Below are 25740 nucleotides of genomic sequence, written 5' to 3'. Positions count from 1 at the left end.
AAAATGAAAAAACCCCTTAAAAAAGCTTTTTAAGGGGTTTTTGTTATATGTTTAAACGTTTATTTTTCTCGTTTAACTGTTTGTTCAACGTTTTTAAAATCACGTTTAAGGCATTTTGGGCGCAGATTACATCATACCGCCCATACCGCCACCACCCATTGGAGGGTGTGCTGCAGCACCAGCTTCTTCTGGTTCATCAGCCAAAACAACTTCTGTAGTTAATAACATCGCTGCAATTGAAGCTGCATTTTCCAACGCCACACGACTTACTTTAGTTGGGTCGATAACACCAGCACCGATTAAGTTTTCGTAAACATCAGTACGAGCATTGTAGCCGAAATCTGCAGTTCCTTCCTTAACTTTTTGAACTACGATAGAACCTTCGATACCTGCGTTTTCGCAGATTTGACGCAATGGCTCTTCAATAGCACGCTTAACAATCGCGATACCTGTAGTTTCATCTTCGTTAATTCCTTTAAGATCTGCTAAAGAAGCTACCGCACGGATGAAAGCAACACCACCACCAGCAACAATACCTTCTTCTACAGCTGCACGAGTTGCATGTAAAGCATCATCAACACGGTCTTTTTTCTCTTTCATTTCTACTTCAGAAGCCGCACCAACATAAAGTACTGCAACACCACCAGAAAGTTTAGCTAAACGCTCTTGTAGTTTTTCCTTATCGTAGTCAGATGTAGTGGTTTCAATTTGAGCCTTAATTTGACCAACACGAGCTTTAATATCATCAGACTGACCAGCACCGTTAATTACAGTAGTGTTATCTTTATCAACAACAACTTTTTCTGCACTTCCTAAGTAAGTTAAATCAGCGTTTTCTAATTTGTAACCTCTTTCTTCAGAAATAACAATACCGCCAGTTAAAATTGCGATATCCTCTAACATTGCTTTTCTTCTGTCGCCAAAACCTGGAGCTTTTACAGCAACAACTTTCAACGAGCCACGAATTTTGTTAACTACCAACGTAGCTAAAGCTTCGCCATCTAAATCTTCAGAAATAATAACCAATGGTTTACCAGTTTGAACAGTTTTTTCTAAAACTGGCAACAATTCTTTCATGTTGCTGATTTTTTTGTCGTAGATTAAAATGTATGGGCTTTCTAATTCCGCTTCCATTTTATCAGCATTCGTTACAAAGTATGGAGATAAATAACCTCTGTCAAACTGCATACCTTCTACAGTTTTAACTTCAGTTTCAGTACCTTTTGCTTCTTCAACAGTAATAACACCATCTTTACCAACTTTGCTCATCGCCTCAGCAATTAACGAACCGATAACATCGTCATTGTTTGCAGAGATCGAACCAACTTGTTTAATTTTATTGTTGTCATCGCCAACAGCTTGAGATTGCTCCTTTAAGTTAGCAACAACAGCAGCAACAGCTTTATCAATACCACGTTTTAAATCCATCGGATTTGCACCCGCAGCAACGTTTTTAATACCGGCAGTAACAATTGCTTGAGCTAAAACGGTAGCAGTTGTAGTTCCATCACCCGCAATATCAGCAGTTTTAGAAGCAACTTCTTTAACCATTTGTGCACCCATGTTTTCAATCGGGTCTTTTAAATCAATTTCTTTTGCAACAGTAACACCATCTTTAGTAATTGCCGGAGAACCGAATTTTTTATCAATGATTACGTTACGACCTTTTGGGCCTAAAGTTACTTTTACTGCGTTCGCTAAAATGTCAACACCTCTTTTCAGGGCGTCACGTGCTTCAACGTTATATTTTACTTGTTTTGCCATTATTAATATTGTTTTAATGTTTTTAAAGTCGGAAAGTTGAAATCTTCTTTTCCAACAGCTTAACTATTTATTTCTAACATTACAACATTTAAACGTTGCAACATTACAACGTTATTAAAGAGTTCCTAAAATATCAGAATCTCTCATAATCAAATACTCCTTGCCTTCTATGGTAACTTCAGTACCACCATATTTGCTGTATAAAACTTGGTCGCCAACTTTTACGTTAAGCGGAATCAAAGTTCCAGTTTGGTCAGCATGTCTGCCTGGTCCAACAGCAACAACAACACCTTGTTGAGGTTTTTCTTTTGCGGTATCAGGAATGTAGATACCAGAAGCAGTTTTTTCTTCCGCAGCAGCTGCTTCCACAACTACTCTGTCTCCGTTAGGTTTAAAGTTCAAAGCCATAAATACTTTTTATTTTTAGTTTTTGTAATTTGAGTTAACTCGTAATTCTATACGATGCTAAGTAGCAATCAGTTTTTGTGCCAACCGCATTTGCCTTGTCAAATTTACATTTGCTGTCAGTAAGTTTAAAATAAGCGCTAAAATTAAGTGTCAGACTGACAGACCTGTTTAGTTTTTATAATTTTGAAAATATTTTGAAGCGCAATTGCAACAACATTTTTTAGCAGAAAGTCCCGCCATCCGCTTTACTCCGCCTACGGCTTCATGCTCGCTACTGTCGGGGCTATTTTGCAAGGCAGTTCGCATTTATTTTGGGTTGTATATAGCTTAGCTTTTGGCAATTTTGTTAGTCGTCTCCAGTTCCAAGAAATCTGCTGAAATAATCAAGGACAGAAATTAGCTTTCACGAATTTTCTCGTTCGCTAACAGGCTAAAAAGTTTTCAAGGCTTAATAAAATCCGATTAAAATATTTACTAAAACGATTTTTTTTAACCTCAAGTTGATTACATTTGAAATGTATGAAACAAAATAAGCTTTGGGCTTTGCTAGCCTTTTTAATTTTTACTTCATCACAAGTAACTGCACAAACTACTAAAAACCCGGTAGATTATGTAAATCCATACATCGGAAACATCAGTCATTTGTTGGTGCCAACTTACCCAACGGTACATTTGCCAAACAGCATGTTGCGGGTTTATCCAGAACGAGAAAATTATACCAGTAACCAATTGAATGGTTTGCCATTGGTGGTTACCAGTCATCGCGGTAGCTCTGCTTTTAATTTAAGTCCTTACCAAGGAAGTATTGCGGCTATTAAAAACGTCATTCCTTTGAGTTACGATAACGAAGTTATTAAGCCTTATTATTATAGCACAGATTTAGACGAGATAGATGTGAAAGTGGAATATGCACCTTCGCATCAATCGGGTATTTATAACCTACAGTTCGCCTCCACACAACAACCTTTCCTCATTCTTAATACCCGTAGGGGAGAACTAATCAAAACCGATAAAAGTATCAGCGGTTTTCAGCAACTAGACAATAAAACCAAAGTTTACATCTACTTAGAAACGGATGTAAAGCCACAACTTATTGGAAGCCACAAGGGCGATAAATTGGAAACAGATGTAAATACAACAAAGGGTAACAACGTTTATTATGTAATGCAGTTCCCTGCAAATACCAAAAGCATTAAACTTCGTTATGGCATCTCGTTTATCAGCGTAGCGCAAGCAGAGAAAAACTTAAGAAGAGAGATTAAAAATTACAATTTAGATGCCGTTGCTAAGCAAGGAAAAGACATTTGGAACCAAACATTAGGAAAGATAAAGGTTTCTGGAAAAGATGAAAATGCGAAAACGGTATTTTATACATCGCTGTATCGTACCTACGAGAGAATGATTTCCATTTCTGAAGACGGTAAATATTATAGCGCCTACGATGGCGAGATACACAACGATGGAGGTCGTAATTTTTATACCGATGATTGGATTTGGGATACCTACAGGGCTACGCATCCTTTAAGAACCATTATAGAGCCGAAGATGGAAAATGATATGATTCATTCCTACATCACCATGACCGAGCAAATGCCAAAAGCATGGATGCCAAATTTCCCGGAGGTAACAGGCGATAGTAGAAGGATGAACTCTAACCATGCTGTTGCAATGGTTGCCGATGCGCAGGCGAAAGGACTAAAGGATTTTAATTTGCAACAAGCTTATACGGTTTCAAAGGCAGCAATAACGGAAAAGACTTTAGCGCCTTGGTCATCAAAGCCGGCTGGAGTTTTAGATCAGTTTTATAAGGACAAAGGCTATTTTCCTTCTTTAGCGCCAGGAGAGAAAGAAACAGTTCCAGAAGTGCATAGTTGGGAACGTCGACAACCCATTGCGGTTTCGCTGGGCACCGTTTACGATGAATGGTGTTTGTCGAAAATTGCGACCGCGATTGGTGAAAAGGATGAAGCAGCCTATTTTTTAGAGCGTAGCAAAAACTATAGAAAGGTTTTCAATCAAGCAACCAAATTTTTCCATCCTAAAGATACCTTGGGCCAGTTTTGGCCGAATTTCGATTACCGCTTTCCGCCGGGCGTTGGCGCAAGAGACGCTTATTCTGAAAATACAGGCTATGTTTACCGCTTTGACGTGCCACACAATGTGGCAGACTTAGTTGAACTCATTGGCGGTAAAAAGGATTTTGTTAACGCGTTAGAAGACATGTTTAACAAACCATTGGGCAGAAGCCGCTACGATTTTTACCATACTTATCCAGATCATAGCGGTAACGTTGGTCAGTTTTCTATGGGTAACGAACCGGCAATGCACGTTCCTTATTTATACAATTATGCCGGAGAACCTTGGAGAACGCAGAAACGTGTACGTACGCTGTTAGATCAATGGTTTAGAAATGATTTAATGGGTATCCCAGGCGACGAAGATGGAGGAGGCTTGACTTCATTTGTGGTATTCTCGCAGATTGGCTTTTATCCTGTTACACCAGGTTTGCCGATGTACGTAATTGGAAGTCCGGTTTTTGAGAAATCAATTTTGGATATTGGAAATGGTAGAACTTTTACGGTTAGCGCCATTAATTATTCGCCAGAAAACAAATTTATTCAAAGTGCAAAATTAAACGGAAAGGTTTGGAGCAAGTCGTGGTTTACTCACGAAGAGCTAATGAAAGGCGGGATTTTAGAATTGACGATGGGCAAAAATCCGAATAAGAATTGGGGAGCCGGAAATGACGCTATACCGCCATCATTTAAAATGGATTGATTTTATTAAACTGGTTTCGATTATTCAATCTTTTTCAAACTCCTTTAATGCCCTTTTTATTAAGGAATTGTCACCCTGAATTTATTCCAGGTTTTCATGCAGAACAGATGCTGAAATAAATTAAGCATGACGAAAAATTTCCTAATCGAGATGTTCTGACAGGCATCGCGAAGAAAATGATTCGACGGATTTGGAATCCCCATTGTGTTAGTTTTTCAAAAAGGAGTTTGTCTTTCAGCGCAAAGCGAAGAATCTATTTGTGATTTAAAACACAGTTTGCAGATTCCTCCAAAGTCGGAATGACAGAGCTTTTTAGGTGTTTTGTCTTTCAAAACAGATTTTGTCACCTATAACTTGTACCGATTTTATATCGGTAGCAAAGTTTTCTACGTCATGCCCAACCAGATTGGGCATCTTAATGCAATTAATAAGCCCTATAGCTTTGCGATTCCCGTTTTCACGGGAATGACGTTAGCGCTAAACAAAAAAACGCCCTAGCCGATAAGCTAGAGCGTTTTAAATATCTCAATTAAAGAATTATTTTTTTGTTGTGTCGCCAGCTTTAGGAGCTGGAGTAGTTGCAGCAGGGTTGTTGCCACCAATTACAGATGGAACAGCTGCTTTATTAATCTGATCGTCAATTTTAGAGCCTGTGCTAGAAGAACCAGAGCCAGATTTACCAATTGTAGTAATTGCTAAAGATACTACAACGATTAAAGTTAATAATACCCAAGTTCCTTTTTCTAAAACATCGCCTGTACGTTGTACGCCAAACATGTTGCTGCCAGAACCGCCAGTTGCTAAACCACCACCTTTAGGGTTTTGTACCAATACAAATAAACCTAAGGCAATACATAAAATAATTAATAAAATGATTAAAGACGTTACCATGTAAAATATGTTGTTAAATTTTCTTTTCTAAAGATTGAATAAGGTCGGCAAAGTAACGGCTTTTTTCTGGAAACTTCAAACTTAATTTTTCATAAGTATCTATCGCCTTGTGATAAAGCATTTGCTCGATATAAATGGATGCCAAAGTTTCGGATACCAAATCGTTATGGTCTTCGGCACTTTTCTTGGCTTTGTTCTCTGTATTTATTTGTTCTGCTTTCGGCGGACCAATTTGTGGCTCGTTTTTAATAAACGAATCTATAATGTTATTTCCTCTGCTTACAAAATCGTTTGACCTATCTAGACTCGTGTCGTCGCCAACATTAAAAGGCGTTTGGATATGGAAAATGTGCTCAACATACTGTTGTTGCAATTCGTTTGGGTTAGCTACAACTGCACTTTTTTTTGGCGTTACATAAGGCTGAAAAATCTGCTCGTGCTCTTTTCTGGTTTTTGCCAGCCACCACAAAAACGTATAAGGTAGCTTATCGTCGTTATATTTGCTTACGGTTTGTTCTTCTGCTTCCTGGTTATATTCTTCTACTACAGGAATCGACGATTTTGCAGGTTCCTGCACAATAATTTGTTCGGTACTAAAGCTTTTTTCAAATTCAAAAAAATCGGTAGAAACAATGTTTTCTAAAGCAACAACATCGGGTATGCTCGGTTTTGTCTCTTCAGTTTCAACAAAGGGCGCTATTATTGCGGGCTCATCTGCCAAAGTTGGCGCAAATTCGCTCGTGTTAATCTCTACAATTTCATCAAATACCTCTTGCTCATCAACTGTTTGCTTTTTAACAACTTCTAGGTAAGATTCATCGATCTCGTTGAAAGTTTCCTGTTCATCAACAATAACTTCAGGCTTTGTTATTTCATCCGCCTTGATGGCGAAAGAAGAAGAAACTACTTTTACGGCAACTTTTGGTAATTGCTGCGGTTGATGAATTACTTGATGAAGTAAACTGCCGTTGTTATATAATGCAGCTGTTGCTAAAGCGCCATGCAGCTGAGCGTTAGCTTTGGCTAACAATAAATGTAGAGGTTGGTAGTATGGATAGGTTTTAACCAAAGAAGACAACATATTAGCATCTGCTTGCGCTACCAATTCGGGTTGCGAAAGTAAATTTGCCAGTTGTTGTTTAGTTTGTAAATCTAGCTCCATGCCGCTAAGTTAATAATTGAAAACTCAATTTCTTACCATTGTGCAAAAGCACGGTTAAAAATGTTCTCTGTAAGTTGGGTGTTTACTCGTTTAATTAAGCTTTGCTCTTGCGATTGTAGTGTTTGCCCGGCTAGAGAGAAATCTACAAAAGCAGAGAATGATTCTTCAAAATTTGCCTTTGAACCAGCAGTATCAACATTATTGGCATATTTAACCATAACCGTAATGGTTAAACGGTTGGCGCCAGCGATTGGGTTTTGGTTGTCCTGTATAGCAATTGGCTTAATCTCGTAACCGGTGATTTTACCGGTAAAAACACCGTCAGGATTGTTTGGTGTAATACTTAATTTACTTTGGTTTCTGATACGTTCTTTTAAGTCTTCGGTTAGTTGTTGACTTAACGTAGGTACCACCAAAGGCGCATTGTTCTCAAAATACTCAACGTTTACAGTTTTCATTTGAGGCGGAATGGAAGCACCGTTAAACTTGTAGCCACAACCTAATAAAAAGGCAAAAACTACCAGAACGTATATTAATTTTTTCATTTGTGTTTTTTATTTAATGGTGAAGAAACGGCCTAACTTTTATTTTATTATCGCCTTGCGCTTTCTTCTTTACATAAAATGATTTACAAGTTAAGCTCTTTAATTTTGCGGTACAACGTTCGCTCGGAAATGCCTAATTCTTGCGCCGCAAATTTACGCTTGCCTTTGTGTTTCTTTAAAGCTTTTTTGATGAGATCAGATTCCTTATCAACCAAAGAAAGTGATTCTTCCACTTCTTCTACATCATGCGCATAATTGTAATCTGTTGGCGCATTTTGGTTAGGATGTTTTATTGTTAATGTTGGTTCGCTATTGTTAGTAGGTAAATCTAAATCTTGGTAAAGCTGATTAATGTATTGCGGATTATCGGCAATAATATGAGCTGTGTTGCCACCATTCTGAATAATTTCTGCCACCAGTTTTTTAAGCTCTACCATGTCTTTTTTCATGTCGAACAACACTTTATAAAGAATATCTCTCTCAGAAAAATCTTCTTTGGTACTGCTCTTTAAGGCCATTGGCAAATTGCTAGCCTGCTCGTTAGGAATATAGTTAAGCAAGGCTTGCGCACTAACATTTCTATCGCTTTCTAACACGCAAATTTGCTCTGCAATATTTTTAAGCTGACGAACATTGCCCGGCCAGCTGTAATTGCTTAAAATCTGAATTGCTTCTGGTTCTAATTGTATGCCTGGGCTACGATACTTGTCGCTAAAATCAGCAGAAAACTTACGGAAAAGCAAATAAATATCTTCCTTACGTTCGTGCAATGCAGGTATGCGTAGCGGAACGGTGTTTAACCTGTAATACAAATCTTCGCGAAATTTGCCAGATTTAACTCTATCATAAACATCTACGTTAGTAGCTGCAATTATACGTACATCGGTTTTTTGAACTTTAGAAGAACCTACGCGAAGATATTCGCCACTTTCTAAAATACGTAGCAAACGAGCCTGTGTGCCTAATGGCAATTCGGCAACCTCATCTAAAAATATGGTTCCGCCGTTGGCAACTTCAAAATAGCCTTTACGAGCTTCGTGTGCGCCGGTAAAAGATCCTTTTTCGTGGCCGAATAATTCAGAGTCGATTGTGCCCTCTGGAATAGCACCACAGTTTACAGCAATGAAAGCGCCATGCTTACGGGTGCTCATTTGGTGTATGATATGAGAAAACACTTCTTTACCACTACCACTTTGCCCCGTAATTAATACAGACATATCTGTTGGAGAAACTTGTCTGGCTATATCTATAGCTCGGTTTAAAAGTGGCGAACCACCTATAATGCCAAACCTATTTTTTATGTCTTGAATATCCATTTAGTATTTTAAGGTTTTTAGTATTTAGTACAAAGTATTTAGATGTTTGCGTTTTGCCTTTTATCCTTACTCTTTGTTCCTTGCTCCTTAATCTTAAACAATTTTACCAATAAGCGTAGCTGATGTACAACGCTCTATATAAACGTTTACATAGTCTCCAGGTTTAATATTTTCTACTACCGGAAAAACAGCCATTGCATTTTGGTCATTTCTGCCTCTAAATTCTTTGTCGGATTTTTTAGAAAAACCTTCGATTAAAATTCTAACGGTTTGGCCAACAAATTCTTCTAAGCAGGCTAGAGAATCTTCTTGTTGCTTTTTAAAAATTTCTGCTAATCTGCGTGCCTTTACATCTTCAGGAATATCATCCTTGTATTTTCTGGCTGCCAAAGTTCCCGGACGTTCTGAATAAGAGAAAGTGTAAGCAAAATTATATTTTGCATAATCCATAATACTTAATGTATCTTGGTGCTCTTCTTCGGTTTCCGTACAGAAACCAGCAATAATATCAGCCGAGATGGCGCAACCTGGAATAATACGGCGAATAGCATCTATTCTGTTCATGTACCATTCTCGTGTGTACGTTCTGTTCATCAGCGCCAAAATTCTGCTGTTGCCAGATTGTACCGGTAAGTGAATATAGTTACAAATGTTATCGTGTTTTGCTATAGTGTATAAAACCTCATCGGTAATATCTTTAGGATGCGATGTAGAAAAACGAACACGCAAATCTGGACTAATTGCCGCTACCATTTCTAAAAGTTGTGCAAAATTTACGGAGCCAGCTTCTTCATCCTTTTTAACTAGCTTTTCTGGCAGTTCGTTTTTATTGCTTAAAGCTTCTAGCAATGCATCACCTGTTAAGGTGTTCATTTCATCCGTTAAATCGTCTATTTTAACGGTTTCGGCTTTAGGTTGTTTCCAAAGGTAAGAATCTACGTTTTGCCCTAACAAAGTAACTTCCTTATAACCATTTTCGAAAAGTTCTTTGCATTCTTGAACAATTGAAAAAGGATCTCTGCTACGCTCTCTACCTCTTGTAAAAGGAACTACGCAGAAAGAACACATATTGTCGCAGCCCCGCATAATGGTTACAAAAGCGGTAATGCCATTGCTATTTAAACGAACTGGGCTAATATCAGCATAAGTTTCTTCACGAGATAAAATTACGTTTACCGCTTTGTGTCCTTCCTCAACCTGACTAATTAACCCTGGCAAATCACGGTAAGCATCTGGTCCAACAACTACGTCAACCAGTTTTTCTTCCTCTAAAAATTTAGATTTTAAACGCTCGGCCATGCAGCCTAAAACGCCAACAATTAATTTCGGATTTCTTCTTTTCTCTACGCCAAACTGCGATAAGCGATTTCTTACACGCGTCTCTGCATTCTCGCGAATAGAGCAAGTATTTATAAAAATTACATCTGCTTGGTGGTAATCGCCAGTAGTTTCGAAACCCGTTTCTGCTAAAATAGAAGCCACAATTTCGCTGTCGGCAAAATTCATTTGGCAACCGTAACTTTCAATATAAAGCTTTTTGCCATCGCCTTTTGGCTCAGCTAAAATTAACGCCTCACCTTGTCTTGCCTCATCGTGTTTCTTATCTGGAAGCTGTAAATCAATCATCAATTTTATTATTTTATTGGGGCTTCAAAAATACAAAATATAATCATAAAATGACAAATTGTCAGCGTTAAATTCTGTGTCCTTACAATAATCAAACAAATACAAGCACTAATTTGTATTTATGCTTAAATGGGGAGCATGTTTAAAAACAAGAAGCATCAAAAAATTGCAAAATGGGTTGGCGGTATTTTGCTAGCGCTGATATTAATAATTGGCGCTGGAGTAATTTATCTAAGTGCAAAATGGAAACCTTTGTTAACTACCAAAATAAAAGAGGGTGTTTACGAAGGTTCTAACAAGTTATATAAAATTAATTTTCAGGATATCCATCTAAATATTTTAACTGGTTCGGTAGTTTTAGATAGTATTTCGCTTTATCCAGATAGCGCTGTGTTTGCACAATTGAAAGCGGTAAAAAAAGCGCCAACACACTTGTTTAGAGTAAAATTAGCACACTTAAAAATTGGTGGAGTTGGCATACTTACGGCGTATTTTAAAAAGAAGGTAAATGTGGAAGCCATCATTTTGGATCATCCGTCGATAGACATGGTGTACAATAAAGTTCCAAAAAATACGGATACGGTTAAGGACAATAAAACACTTTACCAGCAAATTTCGAAATCATTAAAATCTATAGATGTTAACGGCGTAAAAGTTATAGATGCAGATTTTGATTACTATAACGGCTTAACTAAACTTAATTCGGTAAAACACCTATCTGTAAATGTAAAGGATATTTTAATAGATTCTTTAGCACAATTTGATACGACCAGGGTTTTTCATAGCAAGGAGATCGCTTTTAGCATGAGTGGCTACAGTTCATTATCAAAAGACAAAATGTACACGCTAAAAATCGATACGGTTAAAGGTTCGATAGTTAATAGAAGTGTTAGCATACACGGACTAAAGATGATTCCGATGTTTGCCGATTTGGCTTTTAGTCGTAAATATGATACGCAAAAGGACAGATACGATTTAAGTTTTAACGAAATAAATTTAGAAGGAGTAGATTTTATCGGCTTAAACGACGAGGGAAAACTGAACGTTAAAAAAATAGCGATTGGCCCGGCTAAAGTTGCAGTTTTTATGAATAGGGAATTGCCACCGCCTAATTTTGATAAAGGCAGAAACTATCCGCATAATGCATTAAAAAGATTGCCGATTCCAACAATTGTAGAAACCTTAAGTTTAAACAAAGTTGATGTTTCCTATACCGAGTTTAGCGAAAAAACTAAAGAACGTGGTACCCTTAAGCTAATTGGTTTGCAGGGCGATGTTAAAAATCTAACCAATGATTCTGTAAGGCTTTTAAAAGATAATCATGCAATCGCAAATTTGAGTACCTACGTAATGGGCAAGGGTAAGTTAGCTGTTAAGATAGACTTTAACCTTACTGCAAAAGATGCGGCATTTAGTTATTCGGGTAATATTGGGCCGTTTAATATGGTGGCTTTAAATCCACTTTCCAAACCTTTAGGTTTAATCGAAATTGAGAGCGGCAATGTACAAAGTGCTTATTTTAACATTAACGCCAACGTTTCTAGGTCTAATGGTATGGTGCGTTTTAAGTACAGTAATTTAAAAGTGAATTTGCTTGGCGAAAATGAGGAAGGTACAAAAGAGACAAAAGGATTATTATCGTTCTTGGCAAACAAAATATTAATTAAGGATGAAAACCCTACAAAAGGGGAGGACGTTAGAACAGCCAACGTTACTTTTGAAAGAGAGCCTCAAGGGTCTTTCTTTAACCTAATGTGGAAAAGCATTTTTGTAGGTATTAGAGAAACTGTTGGAATTGGCATTGTGCCGATGAAAAAAATGCCAGAGCCGAAAACGACGAAGAAAGAAGAACGCCAGAAAAAACGAGCCGAAAGAAAAGCCGAGAAAGCAAAGAAGAACTAAAATTTATAATTGATTTTAATTTTAACCTAATTTAACTTACTGGCATCACTTTGTGCTAAAAGATTTGTGTTATATTGGGTTTAAATTAGAAAACGAATGGCAAAACACAGTGCAAAGAAATACAAGATTTTTAAGCGGATTTTAGTTGCCGTACTTGTTCTTGCTGTGGTTATTGTTGGCATATCTTGGGCAATTAGTGCAAGGCTTAAACCCTTAATTAAGCAAGAGCTCAGGGAAATGGTGCTTAAATCTACCAACGGTCTTTATAAAGTAGATTTTTCTGATCTCCATACCAATTTAATAACTGGTTCGGCCACTATTTTAGATGTAACCATTACTCCGGATACGAATGCCTATAAGTCGCAGATTTTGGATTCGAAGGCGCCCAATAACCTCTATTATATTAAGCTAAAAAAAGTAGCCATTAAAAATTTTAGGCCATTTAAGGTGTTCTTTAAAAAAGAGGTAGATGTAAAGTTGCTGTTGTTCGACAAACCAGAGATTACAATGGTAAACAAGCAGTTTGAGTTTAACGAAGATTTACCTCCCAGACCGCTAAAATCTCCATACGATTATATTAAAAAGCTATTTAAATCACTCCGTGTAGAAACAATAGATTTTAAAAATGCGAGATTTAAGTACGTTAACAATAACGGCAGTTTTCCGGAAATAGATTCCGTTAGCCATTTAAATATAAAATTAACCGACTGGTTAATAGACTCTCTTTCTGCAACAGACACTAGCCGTTTATACTTGCTTAAAGATGTACACGTAAATTTGAACAATTACAGCTATGCCACTCCAGACAGCATGTACTATATTAATGCTAGCGATTTTGATTTTACCGCATCAAGCGGGATGGCAAATATTAAAAAGTTTGCGCTGGTTCCAAGATATAGCGAAGCTGATTTTGCAAAAGTTAACGGCTACGCCAGAGATCGTTTTAGCATACAGTTAAACAATATCGGATTAGAGGGCTTAAACCTTCCGGCATATTTACGTAAAAGAGAAATTTTGGCTAGCGAAATGAATATTGCCGACGGACTGGTTGCTGTTTTTAACGATAACAATTATCCTAAACAAGAGAAGGTTAAAACGGGTAGATTTCCGCATCAGTTACTACAACTTCTAAACGAAGAAATTACCATAAAAAAAATACGATTAAGCAACATAGACGTTAGCTATGCGGAGTTCGATAAAGATAGCAAACAACGCGGAAAAATAACTTTCCAGAATACATCGGGCGTAATTTCTAATGCTACAAATGCAAAAAAAATAAAAGACAAAAATCCCATCATGCTGGCTAACTTAGAGAGTTATGTAATGGGGCAGGGAAAGTTGTTGGTAAACTTTAAATTCAATTTAACATCACCAACTGGTGCATTTGACTATAATGGTTCGCTAAGCAATTTAGATGGCAGAAAACTAAACGAAATTACCAAGCCTTTAGGCATGATTCAAGTAAATCGTGGTATGATTAAAAAGCTTGATTTTGATATAAAAACAGACAAAGACATTGCGAAAGGTAACCTGGGTTTTACTTACAACGATTTATCTGTAGGATTACTTAAAAAGGAAGAAGGCAAAACCAGATTGGTTAAGCAGGGCCTGCTGTCTATTTTGGCAAATGCTTTGGTAATTTATTCAGATAATCCTAGTCCGGCAGGAAAACTTACAACAGCGAAAATAAATTTCAAACGTCAACCAACTGCTTCGTTCTTTAGTTTCATCTGGAAGACTTTATTTCAAGGGGTGAAGTATTGTGTTGGCGTTTCTCCTAGTAAAGAAGCCGAGATTAGAGCGCAAGTAAATAAGTTTGAGCAGATGAAAGACGATAGAGATGAGCGTAGAAGGCGAAGGCAGATTAGAATAGAAAAACGGGAACGCGAACAGAGATAGGCGCTTTTCTTTTCAGAAAAATGCTGTTTAAGAAGTTCCGAATGACATCTCGAAAGATCAATATTTCAGGATTTGAAGTCCGCATTATTTGTGTGCTCTAAATGCACTATGCTAGAGCGATAAATAAAAAAGCGCCTTGCAAAATCTTGCAAGGCGCTTTTTTATATTAATCTTATGTTTACACTATCCAGTTCCAACCAAACTCATCATCTTTTAATCCGTAACGGATATCATTTAATTCCTTTGCTAAGCTTGTAGAAATTGTTCTTTCGCTAACATCACTTAATTTGTAAAGCTCGCCTTCAAAACCAATTTCTCCAATTTGGGTAACAGTTGCGGCGGTACCAACAGCAAATGCTTCGGTAAGTGAACCGTTTTTAATGCCTTCAATAATTTCAGCAACGCTTACTTTACGTTCTTCAACTTCAATACCCTTGTTTTTTGCAAGAGCAATTAAGGTATCGCGAGTAATGCCATTTAAAATAGTTTCGCCCACAGCTGCGGTTACAATTTTGCCATCTATAACAAACATTAAGTTGGCGGCACCAGATTCTTCCACATAATTATGTGTAGCAGAATCTGTCCAGATTAATTGGTCGAAACCTTCTTTTTGAGCTTGCGCAAATGGATATAAAGAACGTGCGTAGTTACCTGCAGTTTTTGCATAACCTACGCCACCCTCGTTTGCACGAGTATATTTAGTTTCAATTTTTACTTTTAATGCTTTGTTATAGTACGGACCAGTTGGTGTAGCTAATAAAACAAATTTATAGGTATCACTTGCTCTAACACCTAAAGAAGTATCTGTAGCAAACATTACTGGTCTTAAATAAAGCGAGTAGTTTTCTTGTGACGGTACCCAACCTTTATCCAGGGCAATTAGCGAAGAAACCGCTTGCATAAAAATTTCTTCAGGTAAGGTTGGCATCGCCATTCTATCTGCAGAGATATTAAAACGCTCCAAGTTTTTATTCGCTCTAAAAACACTAATCTCACCGTTAGGTAAACGATAAGCTTTCATGCCTTCGAAAATTGCCTGTCCATAATGTAAAGCAGAAATAGCAGGACTCATTTGAATTTCGCCATAAGGCATAATTTCAAAATTCTTCCATTCGCCATCTTCAAAATCTGCAACAAACATATGGTCGGTATAAATTTTACCAAACGGCAAGTTGTTAAAATCGGTTTCCGCTAACCTAGGGTGGCTAGTTTTTGTAGTTTTAATCTGTAAGGTATCTATCACTGCTGTAAGATTTAATGCTGTGCAAAAGTACTCAAAAATGGGCTTAAAACCCAATTTATTTTTATTTCCGAAGTGTTTGAAGTACACTAAGCACCCATCCTTTTCCCCATTCGTTCATCTGCTCTTCGGTCCATAAAAACGGATAAAAAATTCTCTTTTGAAAACGCGGAGGCAAGTATTTCTGCCAATTTGTGCCACCTGTGGCCGCCACATCTACTGGGTCTTTTTCTAAATACCTAACCGCCGATTTGTAATGCGCCAAGGGCCATTCTACATTTACATATAAGTCTAATTTGCGTAATTCTTCAGCCAATTCTGCTACATCTTCACCGCTTTCCTTTAGCCTAAAATACAAAGCAGAGAAGTTGCTAAATTCCCTTTCCTTAGCTAAGGCTAAAAACTGGTGCGCATATTTTTTAATAAACTGTTTTAAAGTAAGCGTCTGTTTGCCCGATGCAAGTTCGGTTGCCCCAAATTTCCAATAGATGTATTCAAATTTCTCGTCGATAGTTGCATTCGCAAGCTCCTCGCGTTTGCTTTTGTCTACCAATTGCGTAAAGTTTGTAGCAGCAATTTCAATCATCCTATACTGGCCAGATTGAAAACCGCTGGCAGGTAAAAGAGACATCCTAAATTTTAGAAATTGCTCTTTCTCCATACCGTTTACCATCACTTCGAAAGAGGTGGTAAGTGCATTAAAATATGCATTAATTCGCTTAACCCTGTCGGTAAAAAACTTTGGTGTTAACTGCTCATGTTCGGCAATTTGTTTGCACTCGTGTAAAGTAAGTTTAAAATAAAGTTCGGTAATTTGGTGGTACATGATGAAAATTTCTTCATCAGGAAAAGGGGTTTTTGGGCTTTGTAAACTTAGTAAGGTATCAAGATGGATGTAATCCCAATAGGTTAAAAAGTCGGCATATAAAAGGCCATCCAAGTAAGAGGCCATATCTTGCCCCATTGCTTCATATTTTTCTTGAAGCTTATTTATTTTTTCTTGTATTGCTGGTGTAATTTCCATGTAATGATTGGTAAGGCAAAATTGCCAGTTAACTAGTCTGTTTGCTCGTTCGATTTTATAAATCGAATTTTCCGAAAACAGATGCTAACTAACTTGGTCTTGCAATTACCAAACTGATAATCCTAGCCCATTTCCAAGCGCTACAAGTCTCAGATATATTTGTTGTTATAAGGGATGGGTTGTTCATCATTTTTATTGATGCAAATTAGCAAAAATCGTTTGTTAGTAAAGTACCCTAAATTTTATCGTATTTTCAATCTTTTTAAGCGATTTAAACAAAATTTTATCATACTCGGCATTGATATCTGTAATGGCATAGCCGATGTTTGGATTTGTCATTAAAAACTGCCCTACAATATTGATATTGTGCTTAGCGAAAATCGTATTTATCTGCGCCATAATGCCCGGTACATTTTTATGGATATGAATTAGTCGATGCGATTTATCTATAGCCGGCAATTGCAGATTAGGAAAATTCGTGCTTAAATAAGTAGCGCCTTTGTTCATAAAATCAATTACTCTTTTGGTAATGAAAGAGGCATTTCGAGGATTGCTTTTCTGGTCGTCGAATACTACAATGCCCATTTCTGTGCAAGTTTGCAAAGAGAACTTATTCCTGGCATTTCCTAAATAACCGATTGTTTTTAGTTTAACTGCTCGGTTCAGCTTTTCCTCTTCGATTTTTTCGCCATTAGCCAAAATCAATAAACCAACATCTGCAACGTATTTTTCTTCAAAAGAGCTTTTATGCCTTACCGAAAATCCGTCTTTTTTTAGCAGAGCGATGGTTTCTTCGGGTGCATCGCCAACAACCAAACACAAGATTCTGTTTTTAGGATAGGAAATCGCCCTTGGCAAATTATTAACGTACAAAAACTCGTCGAAGCTAGGTGTAATATGATCTGCTTTGGCAATAATACTTTCTCTGGCGATGTTTTCTGTGAATGCGTAAAACTTCTTAATCAACCCGCTTTCGCGAAGCTGATAATCAGAATATCCATCGCCAATGCCAAATAAATCGCCTTGCAAATTCATCTGGCCAATTAATTTTACTTTTCCGCCTTCTTCGCTTAGTGGGTTTGCATGGTCGTAATCTATAATTTTTCCATCGCCTGTGGTTACAAAAGTGTTGGCGTAGATGTTCTCTTTTTTAATGTGATATTGGCTTACTACCGGAGTGATGAATTCTTTAAATCCGCCAGAAACAATCAGAACTTCATCTGCATGTTTTTTAAAAAAATCCGCGTTGCGAGAAAACGAACTAGACACTTTCTTTTTTAAACGGGTAATAAGTTGTTTTAAATGCTTTTCATCGGCTTCCAATAGCTTAACGCGTTGTGCCAAACTTTCAGAAAAAGATAGTTTACCTTCCATAGCCAAATTGGTATAGTCTTCAATTTTCTGAAAAATCGCTTCTTTATCAGGATGATTTTTTAAAGAAATACGGGCAAGCTCGTCAAGCGCTTCTACTTGCGTAAAAGTGCTATCGAAATCGATGATGTAAAAGTTTTGAGGTTTCATTTAAGATTGTTTCAAGGCTTGGCAAATTTCCAGTATGCTTTGTTGTAAAGGTTTAAATTCGAAATTTAGCGTATTTTTTATTTTGTTGTTACTGTAATAACTTAAGTTAAAGCTACTTTTTGCAGCGTCTTTTGTTAAAGCGGGTGCTTTGCCGGTAAACCACGAAGCAAATTTTGCTGCTCGCCACGCAATGCCCAACATCCAAGGTTTGGCAGCTGTTGCCGGTGCCTTAATGCTAAAGCCGTTTGCAATAGCTGCAAAAAAATCTTTGTAATGCAAATTGTCTGCAGAAAGGGTAAAACGTTCTTCGGTAATATCGCTATCCATCAATAAAATCATCGCTTTAGCCACATCTTCTACATCTACAATTCCGGTTGCACCATCGGTGTAAAACTTAAGTCCGTCTTTAACTAATTTAAAAATTGCGCCACTACCAGCAAAACCAGCATTTTTGCCAATAATAACTGCCGGATTTACAATTACCGCATTTAAGCCTTCGGCTATGCCACGCCAAACCTGCATTTCTCCCTCATATTTGGAGATGGCGTACGAATGTACATTTGCATCATACTCCCAGAAATCTTTTTCGGTTATTTGTTCGCCTTTTTTTGCGTTACCCAAAGCGGCAATGGAACTTACGTGTAATAACCTAGCATTGTTTTCTATACATAGCGTTACAATATTTTCGGTTCCTTCGATATTTATTTTTAGGAGTTTGGCTTTCTCCTTCGGGTCAAAAGAAACAAATGCAGCACAATGATAAACTTGGGTAACATCTTCGAAGGCATCGGCCAAAGATTCTGGCTCGTTAATATCTGCAACAACCCATTCTATTAGTGGGTTGCCGGTAATTAATGCAGGAATTTTAGAAGTGCTTCTTTTAATAGCACGTACTTTAATCTGCTTGTCGGTAAGTTGTTTAATTAACTCTGCGCCTAAAAAACCAGTGGCTCCGGTTACCAGTATCATTGCAATTTTTTTAGGTTTTCATTAATATGTCCGCTCAAAAATAGATATTTGAGGGCAAATTTATATCGCTTTTATGTCTTTATCAGATTTTTTTTCGCCAATTAACCCCGACAAATTTAGTCCGAAGCAAGGTTTTCTTACTAGTCAGCTAGGGTTAAAAGCTCAATTTTATACAGATCGGTTTCCAGAACTCGAAGAAAAAAGCTTTGATATAGCTATTATAGGTGTTAACGACGACAGAGGAGCAGTTAATAACAATGGTTGTGCGCTGGCAGCGGATTATTTTCGCGAACAATTTTATAAACTTAACGAAGGTGCTTTTACAAGCAAAATTATCGATTTGGGTAATATTATTGCTGGCAGAGCAGTTTCTGATACTTATTTTGCAGTTAAAACTGCCGTGCAGGAATTGGTTAAGCTTAACATCTTGCCTGTAATTATTGGTGGCGGACAAGACATTACCTATGCCCAATACATGGCCTACGAGCAATTAGAGCAAAAGGTAGATTTAGTTGTGGTTGACAGTAAGTTTGATTTGGATGAAGATGAGGGCGAGGGTGTGGAAACCACATCAAATTCATATTTGAGTAAGATTTTCTTGCATCAGCCTAATTATTTGTTCAACTATAGTAACATTGGTTACCAAACTTATTTTGTAAACCAAGATAGCTTAAAGGTAATGGATAAGCTTTATTTTGATGCCCATAGGTTAGGGGAGTTTTTGCCAGATATTAGTTTAACTGAACCAGTAATTAGAAACGCCAATATGGTTAGTTTTGATTTGGGTGCGATTAGATCCAGTGATGCTTGTGCAAATATCAATGCTGGTCCGAATGGTTTTTACGGTGAAGATGCCTGTAGAATTACTAGATATGCGGGGATGAATGATAAACTTACATCGATAGGTTTTTACGAATTTAATCCGGCGTACGATAGAAACGGACAAACGGCAATGCTTTTAGCGCAAATGGTTTGGTATTTTGTAGATGGATTTTATAACCGCAAACAAGATTTTCCGCTTACGCCAAAATCGCAATACATTATTTACAGAGCGAGTTTAAAAGATGGTTCTGGCGAGATGAATTTTGTAAAAAGCAAACGTTCTGATAGATGGTGGATGCAGGTTCCTTACCCTTCCGGTATTTCAAAAAACGAGCGCTACCATTTAGTGCCTTGCCGTTATGACGATTACAACACCGCTGTTAATGGCGAAATGCCAGATTTATGGTGGAGAACTTACCAGAAATTAATTTAGTGAATTTTTGAGACGAAACACCTGGTTATAGTATGTTGCATCGGTACAAATAGGTTTTTTAATACGGTGGGACGTTTAAAATAAAAAGGGGTTATTTTCTTAATGAAAACAACCCCTTTTTCAGCGTAAAATTTGCCGTATTCTACCAACCAGGATTTTGAACTAACTTATGGTTTTTGTCTATGTACTTTTGGTTAATTGGAAACAGGTTGGTTTGCCTATTAAAAATGAATGGCCTGCCAATAAGCGTGTAGTCTCTGTAGAAAGTTGCATTAGTTTTTCCTTGAGAATATAGTCCCCTCATCCCATTTCTGTCGGGTGCATAGTAAGCTTCCGCCATTTTCCAACGCTTTAAATCGTATAAAGAATGTCCTTCAAACATAAATTCTATCATCTTTTCTCTGTGTAGCGCGTCAATTAACGCAGTGCCTGTTAAGTTACCATTTGAGGCTACTAATGTAGGTATACCTGCTCTTGCCCTTACCGCATTCACGTATTTGGTTGCATCGGCGTTTAGTGCTCCTGTATATTCCGCACAAGCTTCTGCATAATTTAAATACAACTCTGCTAAACGGATAATTGGGTAGGGATAGGCTGTAACAGAAAATAAAGTAGAGGTTACGTTAGACCCAGGGTGAATTCCTTTTTTTATTGCGTACCCCGAGTATAAATGGTCGTTATTTATCTGAGGTTCGGTTTGTGCGTTTACAGGCAAACCATTAGTTTCTCCAGCTTTAAGAAGAAGTTGTCTTTTAATGCCGCCAACCTCATAGTCGCCTCTGTCAAAACCTATATATGCGTAAAATCGTGGCTCTCTGTTTCTATGTAGCTTTATTGTATTGTCTCCAGTTGCTATTGTAAAGCGGTTGGCCCAATCAAATGAAGGGTCTTTCTCTGCTGGTATACCATTTTTGGTATAAAATTTTTCTACCGCTGATAATGTTGCTCCAATACCTCCATTTGGCGTTCCGGTTTTCCATCCTCTTGGCATAGCCAACGTTTGGAAAGATTCTGTTGCGCCTGCAACTTCTTTATAACCAGAGTAGCCCCATATCAATTCAACGTTCCATGGGTCTACCATTTGCCAACGTGTGTTTAGTACAGCCTGTTCAAATGGATCAGCAACTGGCGCTTTTGTATAGTTATATAGCTTTCCCCCTTGCGCTTCAAACATGTCGATAGCTTTTTTAGTCTCGTCCATGGCCTTTTTCCACTTTTCTTTGTCGAAAGTTTGCGAAATTAACTTAGCGCCGTCTTTGTTGGTAAAATTGCTGTAATACTCGCTATTGCCATTAAACAAAGGACTTGCGGCAAAAATAAACATTCTTGATTTAAGCGCTTGAGCAACTGATTTTGTTGGTTTTCCAAATTCTGAGGCAGGTACATTATCTGGTAAATTTGCCATTGCTGCATCAAATTTAGAAGCGATATAGTTTACACATTCGTCATAAGAACTTCTAGGTAAGAAAAATTCATCTCCGGTTGCATCAACGGGTATATATTTATCAACTATAACAACTGGTCCGTAATTTTGAAGTAAAAGGTAGTGGTAATAGGCGATTAGGAAGTTAGCTTCGCTGATCCACTTGGCTTTTTTAATGTCAAACTCTGCCTGAGAGATAGTTAACGGCTTAGCTTTCTCTACATTTTGCAAAAATAAATAACATTGACGTATGCCAGAGTATGCATTGCCCCAAATGTCTAATGTTGGTGCTGATGCTGTATTTATACCTTGCTGTATTTGTAGGAAAGAAAAATACTGTGTTCCCCAATGGTACGAAGCAACAGTTTCGTTAGACATTAACCACGAGAAATTATTACGTGCGTGGTTATAGTTTGGAATAAAACTGTAACATCCAAATAAGAATGCTTCGGTGCTGGTTTCGTTTTTAAACGCATCATCTAATTTAGGTGCATCATCAGGAACGACTTCCAAATAATTGCAGCTCATCAAACTGCATATTAATGTTATATAAATTAATATCTTTTTCATATAATTAAGTTTAAAAATTTAACTGAAGTGCAATAGAATATACTTTTAGGTTAGGATAGGTTAATCCGTTTGCAGATCCAACTTCCGGGTCCCAGTGTTTAAAATCAGAGAAGGTTAATAAATTTTGCCCTGAGAAAAATAACCTGTAATTTTTATAAGTGTAACCAACTTCCACATTTTTTAATCTTAAAAAAGAAACATCTCTTAGCCAAAATGTAGAGGGTTGGAAGTTGTTATGGCTATTAATATTATTTATCAATCTTGGGTACGCTGCATTTGGATTATCTTCTCTCCAATAATCTTTGGCAATAAAATCAAACAACGTCGACTGATCTGAATTGAAGGGATGAATACTGCTCATCATAATGCTACTTTTTCCAGATCCTTGAAAAAAGAATCCAAAGTCGAAGTTTTTATATTTTGAGGTAAGTCCAAATCCGTAGATCAATTGTGGAACATAAGGTGTTCCTATAACTGTTCTGTCGTTGTCGTTAATTATACCGTCATTGTTTAAGTCTCGGTATTTGATATCTCCAGGCAGAATAACATTGCTGTAAGCCGATTTTGCGCTATTAGTAACATCCGCAGCATCTTTATATAAACCATCTGCAATTAACCCAAACTGGTGGTTAAGCGGATGTCCTATTTTGGATAAGTAAGGATAAGCTAACTGAGGTTCGTCTCGAGCAATTAATGTGTTTTTTGCGTACGTGATAGTTCCTCTCAAATTAATAAAAAAGTTTTTAGTTACTTGTTGGTTATAACTAAGGTTAACATCAAAGCCTTCGTTTTTTACCTTGCCTAAATTTGCATAAGGATTGATGGTTATGATGCCGGTTTCAGCCGGTATAACTTCTCTTTGCATAAAGATGTCATCCCGATTTTCTTTGTAAACATCGGCACTAACCGTTAATTTGTTAAATAGACTTAAATCTATACCTAAGTTCATTTTTTCGCCTCTTTCCCAAATGGCACCTGTTGCTCCCAACGTAGTAATTTGAGCGCCCGAAGCCGTTGTTTGCCAGGTGTCTCCAAAGGTATAAGCTAGGCCAGTCAGAGAGACATTGTCAAGATAAGGGAATTTAATAGCGGAACCATCGCTACTATAAACAGCGGCGTTGCCTACAATACCCCACGAGCCACGTATTTTTAAAGAACTTACAACTTTAGATAGTGGCTGCCAAAATTCTTCATTTGAAATTAAGTATCCTGCGGCCAACGAAGGGAAAAATCCGAATCTATCACCTTTAGCAAAGTTTTCAGAGCCGTTGTATCCAAAATTACCCTCAAAAAAGTATTTTGACTTATAGCCGTAAGTTAAGCGACCAGCAAAACCTTGGTTACGCACTGGTAAACTATTTCTAAAAGCATTAGCGTCGGTTCCTGGTGTGTTATTGCTTTGCTCTCTTGATAAATAGGTAACCATTGCAGATACGTCATGATTGCCGTATGATTTAAGCCAGTCTAAAACGAAATTAACATTCATTAACCTGTTACCTTCGTTGTTTGTTGTGGAAGTTAAAGCTGAATTACCTCTTGAAACACTTTTGTAGATATAGTTTGTGTTTCCTTGGGCATCGGTTGTTGAGCCAGATACCTCGTTGTAATAAGGTGTGAAATTTCTTAAAACGTTTGTTCTAGCGTAGTTTCTAAAAGAAAGTAGACCTTTTAAAGTTAATCCAGGAAGTAAGAATTTTAAATCTTGAGAGGCGTCTATGGATGCAGTATTTGTAGATGAGAATCTTTTGTTGTAGCCGCTTACCATTGTTGCATAGGGGTTGCGGTAAATATTACTTCCCGAACCACTAGGTATTGGACCGCCGTTTAGGTTTCCAAACAAGATGTAGTCTTCGTTATTTTGATTAGGCAACACAGGTGCAAAAAGCGCAGGTGGAGCATAAAAAATTTGGTTGTAAATATTTTGTATTGAAGTATTGGTGCCACCATAATCTTCTAACCTTGAATTTAATCTAAGTACAATTTTAGTTTGTGACGTAAGGTTTACACCCACATTAGCTAAAAGGTTGTATTGTTTTTCTCTAATGTTGCTGTTAAATTTGTTTAATGGGTCTTTTTTTAACATACCATTATTGTTGTTAAAATTAGCACTCACAAAATAATCTGCTTTTTGGCTACCGCCCTTTACATTTAGATTAGCATATTGGTTTGCAGAATATTCTTTAAATAAATAATCTTGCCAATCTACGTTAGGATATAGTATCGGATCAAGACCATTCATTGTGCCGTTAATTTTTTCTTGAGAAAATCTAGGAGAAGCAGTAGGGTTACGATTTAAAATAGCATAATTAAACGCATTCATATAGTCTACGCCATTAGCCATTTTAACTAACTGTGTTGGTGTAGAAAATGTATTTTCTATCCTTGCGTTAATAATGGCTTTATTTAAATCTCCACCTCGTTTGGTTGTTATTAGCAGTACACCATTAGCGCCACGTGCACCATAAAGTGCAGTTGCAGATGCGTCTTTAAGAACAGAAAAGTTATCAATTACTTCTGATGGTAGGGCATTCATGTCTGCAGTAGTAGATTCAATTCCATCAATAAATATCAACGCACTAGCCGGACCTGCAAATGTTGAAATACCCCTGATGTAGAAATTTGAACCATCTGCACCTGGCTCCCCACCTCGTTGTACGGCAATAATACCTGCCACACGGCCGGCAAAAGCATTGCTAAGTGTACTTGTTGGCACTTTTAAATCTTTAGCCGAAATTGTAGAAATCGCCCCAACAACACTAGCCTTTTTTTGTTGGCCAAAACCTACCACCACAACTTCATCTAAACCTGCAGCATCTTCTTTAAGAACAATATTGATATTGTTTGTGGCTTTAATTTCTTGAGTAGAAAATCCGAGATAAGAAATTACTAGAATACTTTGTTCTGATGTAGCCTTAATCGTAAATTCTCCTTGGTCATTTGTAATTGCCGTGTTGGATGTTCCTTTTTCCTTTATCGAAACCCCGGGAATTGGTGAGCCTAGCTCATCTTTCACCGTCCCTTTTATGGTAATGTCTCTTTTAATGACTGAGTTTACATGGTAAGTATAACTGTCGGCGGCTTTTGTAAATGAAACGTTAAAAAAGCTAAAACAAAAAAATGATAAAATAGCGAATGCTATTTGATTTTTTGCATGATCTGATTTTCTCCTCATGCGATTTATGTCTTTTGGTTTGGGTTTAAGTAATTTCATAAATGAATGGTTTATTTTGGTTGATTGAATTGTGTTGGATACATTTTATGCCATTGAATTAAATGCCAAATTGATCCGATAAATAGTAGTAAATTTTGTTATCCCATTTTTTCCTTTCTCTTTTTCAAGTTTTCAATGCATTAAATGATTTAAATGTTACGTAACATCTTGTTCATAAAAATTGGTTAATTAAAATCAAATTTATCATATTGTATTAAAAAAACAAGTAAATTTTA

Annotated in this window: 17 protein-coding genes; 4 read left to right on the top strand and 13 right to left on the bottom strand. The window is 37.2% G+C overall.

What is annotated here, in order from left to right:
- Positions 1 to 126: 126 nt before the first annotated feature.
- Together groL and groES are read right to left on the bottom strand one after the other, a co-directional pair.
- The gene (gene groL, locus DUT69_RS17400; RefSeq protein ID WP_113654531.1) at positions 127 to 1764 is read right to left on the bottom strand and encodes a chaperonin GroEL; all 1638 of its coding nucleotides are present in this window, start codon (positions 1762 to 1764) and stop codon (positions 127 to 129) included.
- A gap of 114 nt (positions 1765 to 1878) precedes the next feature.
- Positions 1879 to 2172, bottom strand: a complete 294-nt coding sequence (gene groES / locus DUT69_RS17395) for a co-chaperone GroES (RefSeq protein ID WP_113654530.1) — start codon at positions 2170 to 2172, stop codon at positions 1879 to 1881.
- Between the two features lie 519 nt (positions 2173 to 2691).
- Here groES and DUT69_RS17390 point away from each other — a divergent pair.
- A complete protein-coding gene (locus tag DUT69_RS17390) occupies positions 2692 to 4950 on the top strand; it encodes a GH92 family glycosyl hydrolase (protein ID WP_113654529.1) in 2259 nt (752 codons plus the stop codon).
- Between the two features lie 537 nt (positions 4951 to 5487).
- Here the strand turns inward: DUT69_RS17390 and secG are convergent.
- The 5 genes from secG to DUT69_RS17365 all read right to left on the bottom strand — a co-directional run bounded on the left by secG (position 5488) and on the right by DUT69_RS17365 (position 10490).
- Positions 5488 to 5841: a preprotein translocase subunit SecG gene (gene secG / locus DUT69_RS17385; protein WP_113654528.1), complete on the bottom strand. Its 354-nt coding sequence runs from the start codon at positions 5839 to 5841 to the stop codon at positions 5488 to 5490.
- A 13-nt stretch (positions 5842 to 5854) separates the two neighbouring features.
- Positions 5855 to 7003 carry a hypothetical protein gene (locus DUT69_RS17380; RefSeq protein WP_113654527.1) on the bottom strand — a complete coding sequence of 383 codons (1149 nt, stop codon included), beginning with the start codon at positions 7001 to 7003 and terminating at the stop codon, positions 5855 to 5857.
- Positions 7004 to 7035: 32 nt separating this feature from the next.
- A complete protein-coding gene (locus tag DUT69_RS17375) occupies positions 7036 to 7548 on the bottom strand; it encodes an LptE family protein (RefSeq protein WP_113654526.1) in 513 nt (170 codons plus the stop codon).
- A gap of 83 nt (positions 7549 to 7631) precedes the next feature.
- The gene (locus DUT69_RS17370) at positions 7632 to 8864 is read right to left on the bottom strand and encodes a sigma-54 interaction domain-containing protein (protein WP_113654525.1); all 1233 of its coding nucleotides are present in this window, start codon (positions 8862 to 8864) and stop codon (positions 7632 to 7634) included.
- 93 nt (positions 8865 to 8957) lie between these two features.
- On the bottom strand, positions 8958 to 10490 hold the full coding sequence (locus DUT69_RS17365; RefSeq protein ID WP_113654524.1) for a MiaB/RimO family radical SAM methylthiotransferase: 1533 nt from the start codon (positions 10488 to 10490) through the stop codon (positions 8958 to 8960).
- 138 nt (positions 10491 to 10628) lie between these two features.
- On the opposite strand from DUT69_RS17365, the gene DUT69_RS17360 reads away from it, so the two are divergent.
- Positions 10629 to 12392: a hypothetical protein gene (locus DUT69_RS17360; protein ID WP_113654523.1), complete on the top strand. Its 1764-nt coding sequence runs from the start codon at positions 10629 to 10631 to the stop codon at positions 12390 to 12392.
- A gap of 96 nt (positions 12393 to 12488) precedes the next feature.
- Complete coding sequence (locus DUT69_RS17355; protein ID WP_113654522.1) at positions 12489 to 14291, top strand: hypothetical protein; 1803 nt, start codon at positions 12489 to 12491, stop codon at positions 14289 to 14291.
- A gap of 178 nt (positions 14292 to 14469) precedes the next feature.
- Here the strand turns inward: DUT69_RS17355 and DUT69_RS17350 are convergent, their stop codons facing one another.
- The 4 genes from DUT69_RS17350 to DUT69_RS17335 form a co-directional block, all read right to left on the bottom strand.
- Entirely contained in the window at positions 14470 to 15534 is a 1065-nt protein-coding gene (locus DUT69_RS17350) for a branched-chain amino acid aminotransferase (protein ID WP_113654588.1), read from the bottom strand.
- A 61-nt stretch (positions 15535 to 15595) separates the two neighbouring features.
- On the bottom strand, positions 15596 to 16555 hold the full coding sequence (locus DUT69_RS17345) for a tryptophan 2,3-dioxygenase family protein (RefSeq protein ID WP_113654521.1): 960 nt from the start codon (positions 16553 to 16555) through the stop codon (positions 15596 to 15598).
- Between the two features lie 222 nt (positions 16556 to 16777).
- Positions 16778 to 18076: an HAD-IB family phosphatase gene (locus tag DUT69_RS17340; protein WP_113654520.1), complete on the bottom strand. Its 1299-nt coding sequence runs from the start codon at positions 18074 to 18076 to the stop codon at positions 16778 to 16780.
- Positions 18077 to 19045, bottom strand: coding sequence for an NAD-dependent epimerase/dehydratase family protein (locus DUT69_RS17335; RefSeq protein WP_113654519.1), 969 nt, complete (start codon positions 19043 to 19045; stop codon positions 18077 to 18079).
- A gap of 73 nt (positions 19046 to 19118) precedes the next feature.
- Between DUT69_RS17335 and DUT69_RS17330 the strand changes: the two genes are divergently transcribed.
- Complete coding sequence (locus DUT69_RS17330) at positions 19119 to 20300, top strand: formimidoylglutamase (protein ID WP_113654518.1); 1182 nt, start codon at positions 19119 to 19121, stop codon at positions 20298 to 20300.
- Between the two features lie 142 nt (positions 20301 to 20442).
- On the opposite strand, the gene DUT69_RS17325 is transcribed toward DUT69_RS17330, so the two are convergent.
- The gene (locus DUT69_RS17325) at positions 20443 to 22293 is read right to left on the bottom strand and encodes a RagB/SusD family nutrient uptake outer membrane protein (protein WP_113654517.1); all 1851 of its coding nucleotides are present in this window, start codon (positions 22291 to 22293) and stop codon (positions 20443 to 20445) included.
- A gap of 10 nt (positions 22294 to 22303) precedes the next feature.
- A complete protein-coding gene (locus tag DUT69_RS17320; RefSeq protein ID WP_113654516.1) occupies positions 22304 to 25504 on the bottom strand; it encodes a SusC/RagA family TonB-linked outer membrane protein in 3201 nt (1066 codons plus the stop codon).
- Positions 25505 to 25740: the final 236 nt, after the last annotated feature.

Origin of the sequence: Pedobacter namyangjuensis (assembly GCF_003313325.1) — a bacterium.
Classification (GTDB): domain Bacteria; phylum Bacteroidota; class Bacteroidia; order Sphingobacteriales; family Sphingobacteriaceae; genus Pedobacter; species Pedobacter namyangjuensis.
This window is presented reverse-complemented; position numbering and strand designations above follow the sequence as displayed.

Excerpts from the sequence above, each read along its gene's own strand:
- DUT69_RS17380 (WP_113654527.1), bottom strand. The coding sequence starts at position 7,003 with ATGGAGCTAGATTTACAAACTAAACAACAACTGGCAAATTTACTTTCG.
- DUT69_RS17320 (WP_113654516.1), bottom strand. The coding sequence starts at position 25,504 with ATGAAATTACTTAAACCCAAACCAAAAGACATAAATCGCATGAGGAGA.
- DUT69_RS17340 (WP_113654520.1), bottom strand. The coding sequence starts at position 18,076 with ATGAAACCTCAAAACTTTTACATCATCGATTTCGATAGCACTTTTACG.
- DUT69_RS17375 (WP_113654526.1), bottom strand. The coding sequence starts at position 7,548 with ATGAAAAAATTAATATACGTTCTGGTAGTTTTTGCCTTTTTATTAGGT.
- DUT69_RS17345 (WP_113654521.1), bottom strand. The coding sequence starts at position 16,555 with ATGGAAATTACACCAGCAATACAAGAAAAAATAAATAAGCTTCAAGAA.
- DUT69_RS17330 (WP_113654518.1), top strand. The coding sequence starts at position 19,119 with ATGTCTTTATCAGATTTTTTTTCGCCAATTAACCCCGACAAATTTAGT.
- secG (WP_113654528.1), bottom strand. The coding sequence starts at position 5,841 with ATGGTAACGTCTTTAATCATTTTATTAATTATTTTATGTATTGCCTTA.
- DUT69_RS17335 (WP_113654519.1), bottom strand. The coding sequence starts at position 19,045 with ATGATACTGGTAACCGGAGCCACTGGTTTTTTAGGCGCAGAGTTAATT.
- groL (WP_113654531.1), bottom strand. The coding sequence starts at position 1,764 with ATGGCAAAACAAGTAAAATATAACGTTGAAGCACGTGACGCCCTGAAA.
- DUT69_RS17365 (WP_113654524.1), bottom strand. The coding sequence starts at position 10,490 with ATGATTGATTTACAGCTTCCAGATAAGAAACACGATGAGGCAAGACAA.
- groES (WP_113654530.1), bottom strand. The coding sequence starts at position 2,172 with ATGGCTTTGAACTTTAAACCTAACGGAGACAGAGTAGTTGTGGAAGCA.
- DUT69_RS17355 (WP_113654522.1), top strand. The coding sequence starts at position 12,489 with ATGGCAAAACACAGTGCAAAGAAATACAAGATTTTTAAGCGGATTTTA.
- DUT69_RS17360 (WP_113654523.1), top strand. The coding sequence starts at position 10,629 with ATGTTTAAAAACAAGAAGCATCAAAAAATTGCAAAATGGGTTGGCGGT.
- DUT69_RS17390 (WP_113654529.1), top strand. The coding sequence starts at position 2,692 with ATGAAACAAAATAAGCTTTGGGCTTTGCTAGCCTTTTTAATTTTTACT.
- DUT69_RS17370 (WP_113654525.1), bottom strand. The coding sequence starts at position 8,864 with ATGGATATTCAAGACATAAAAAATAGGTTTGGCATTATAGGTGGTTCG.
- DUT69_RS17325 (WP_113654517.1), bottom strand. The coding sequence starts at position 22,293 with ATGAAAAAGATATTAATTTATATAACATTAATATGCAGTTTGATGAGC.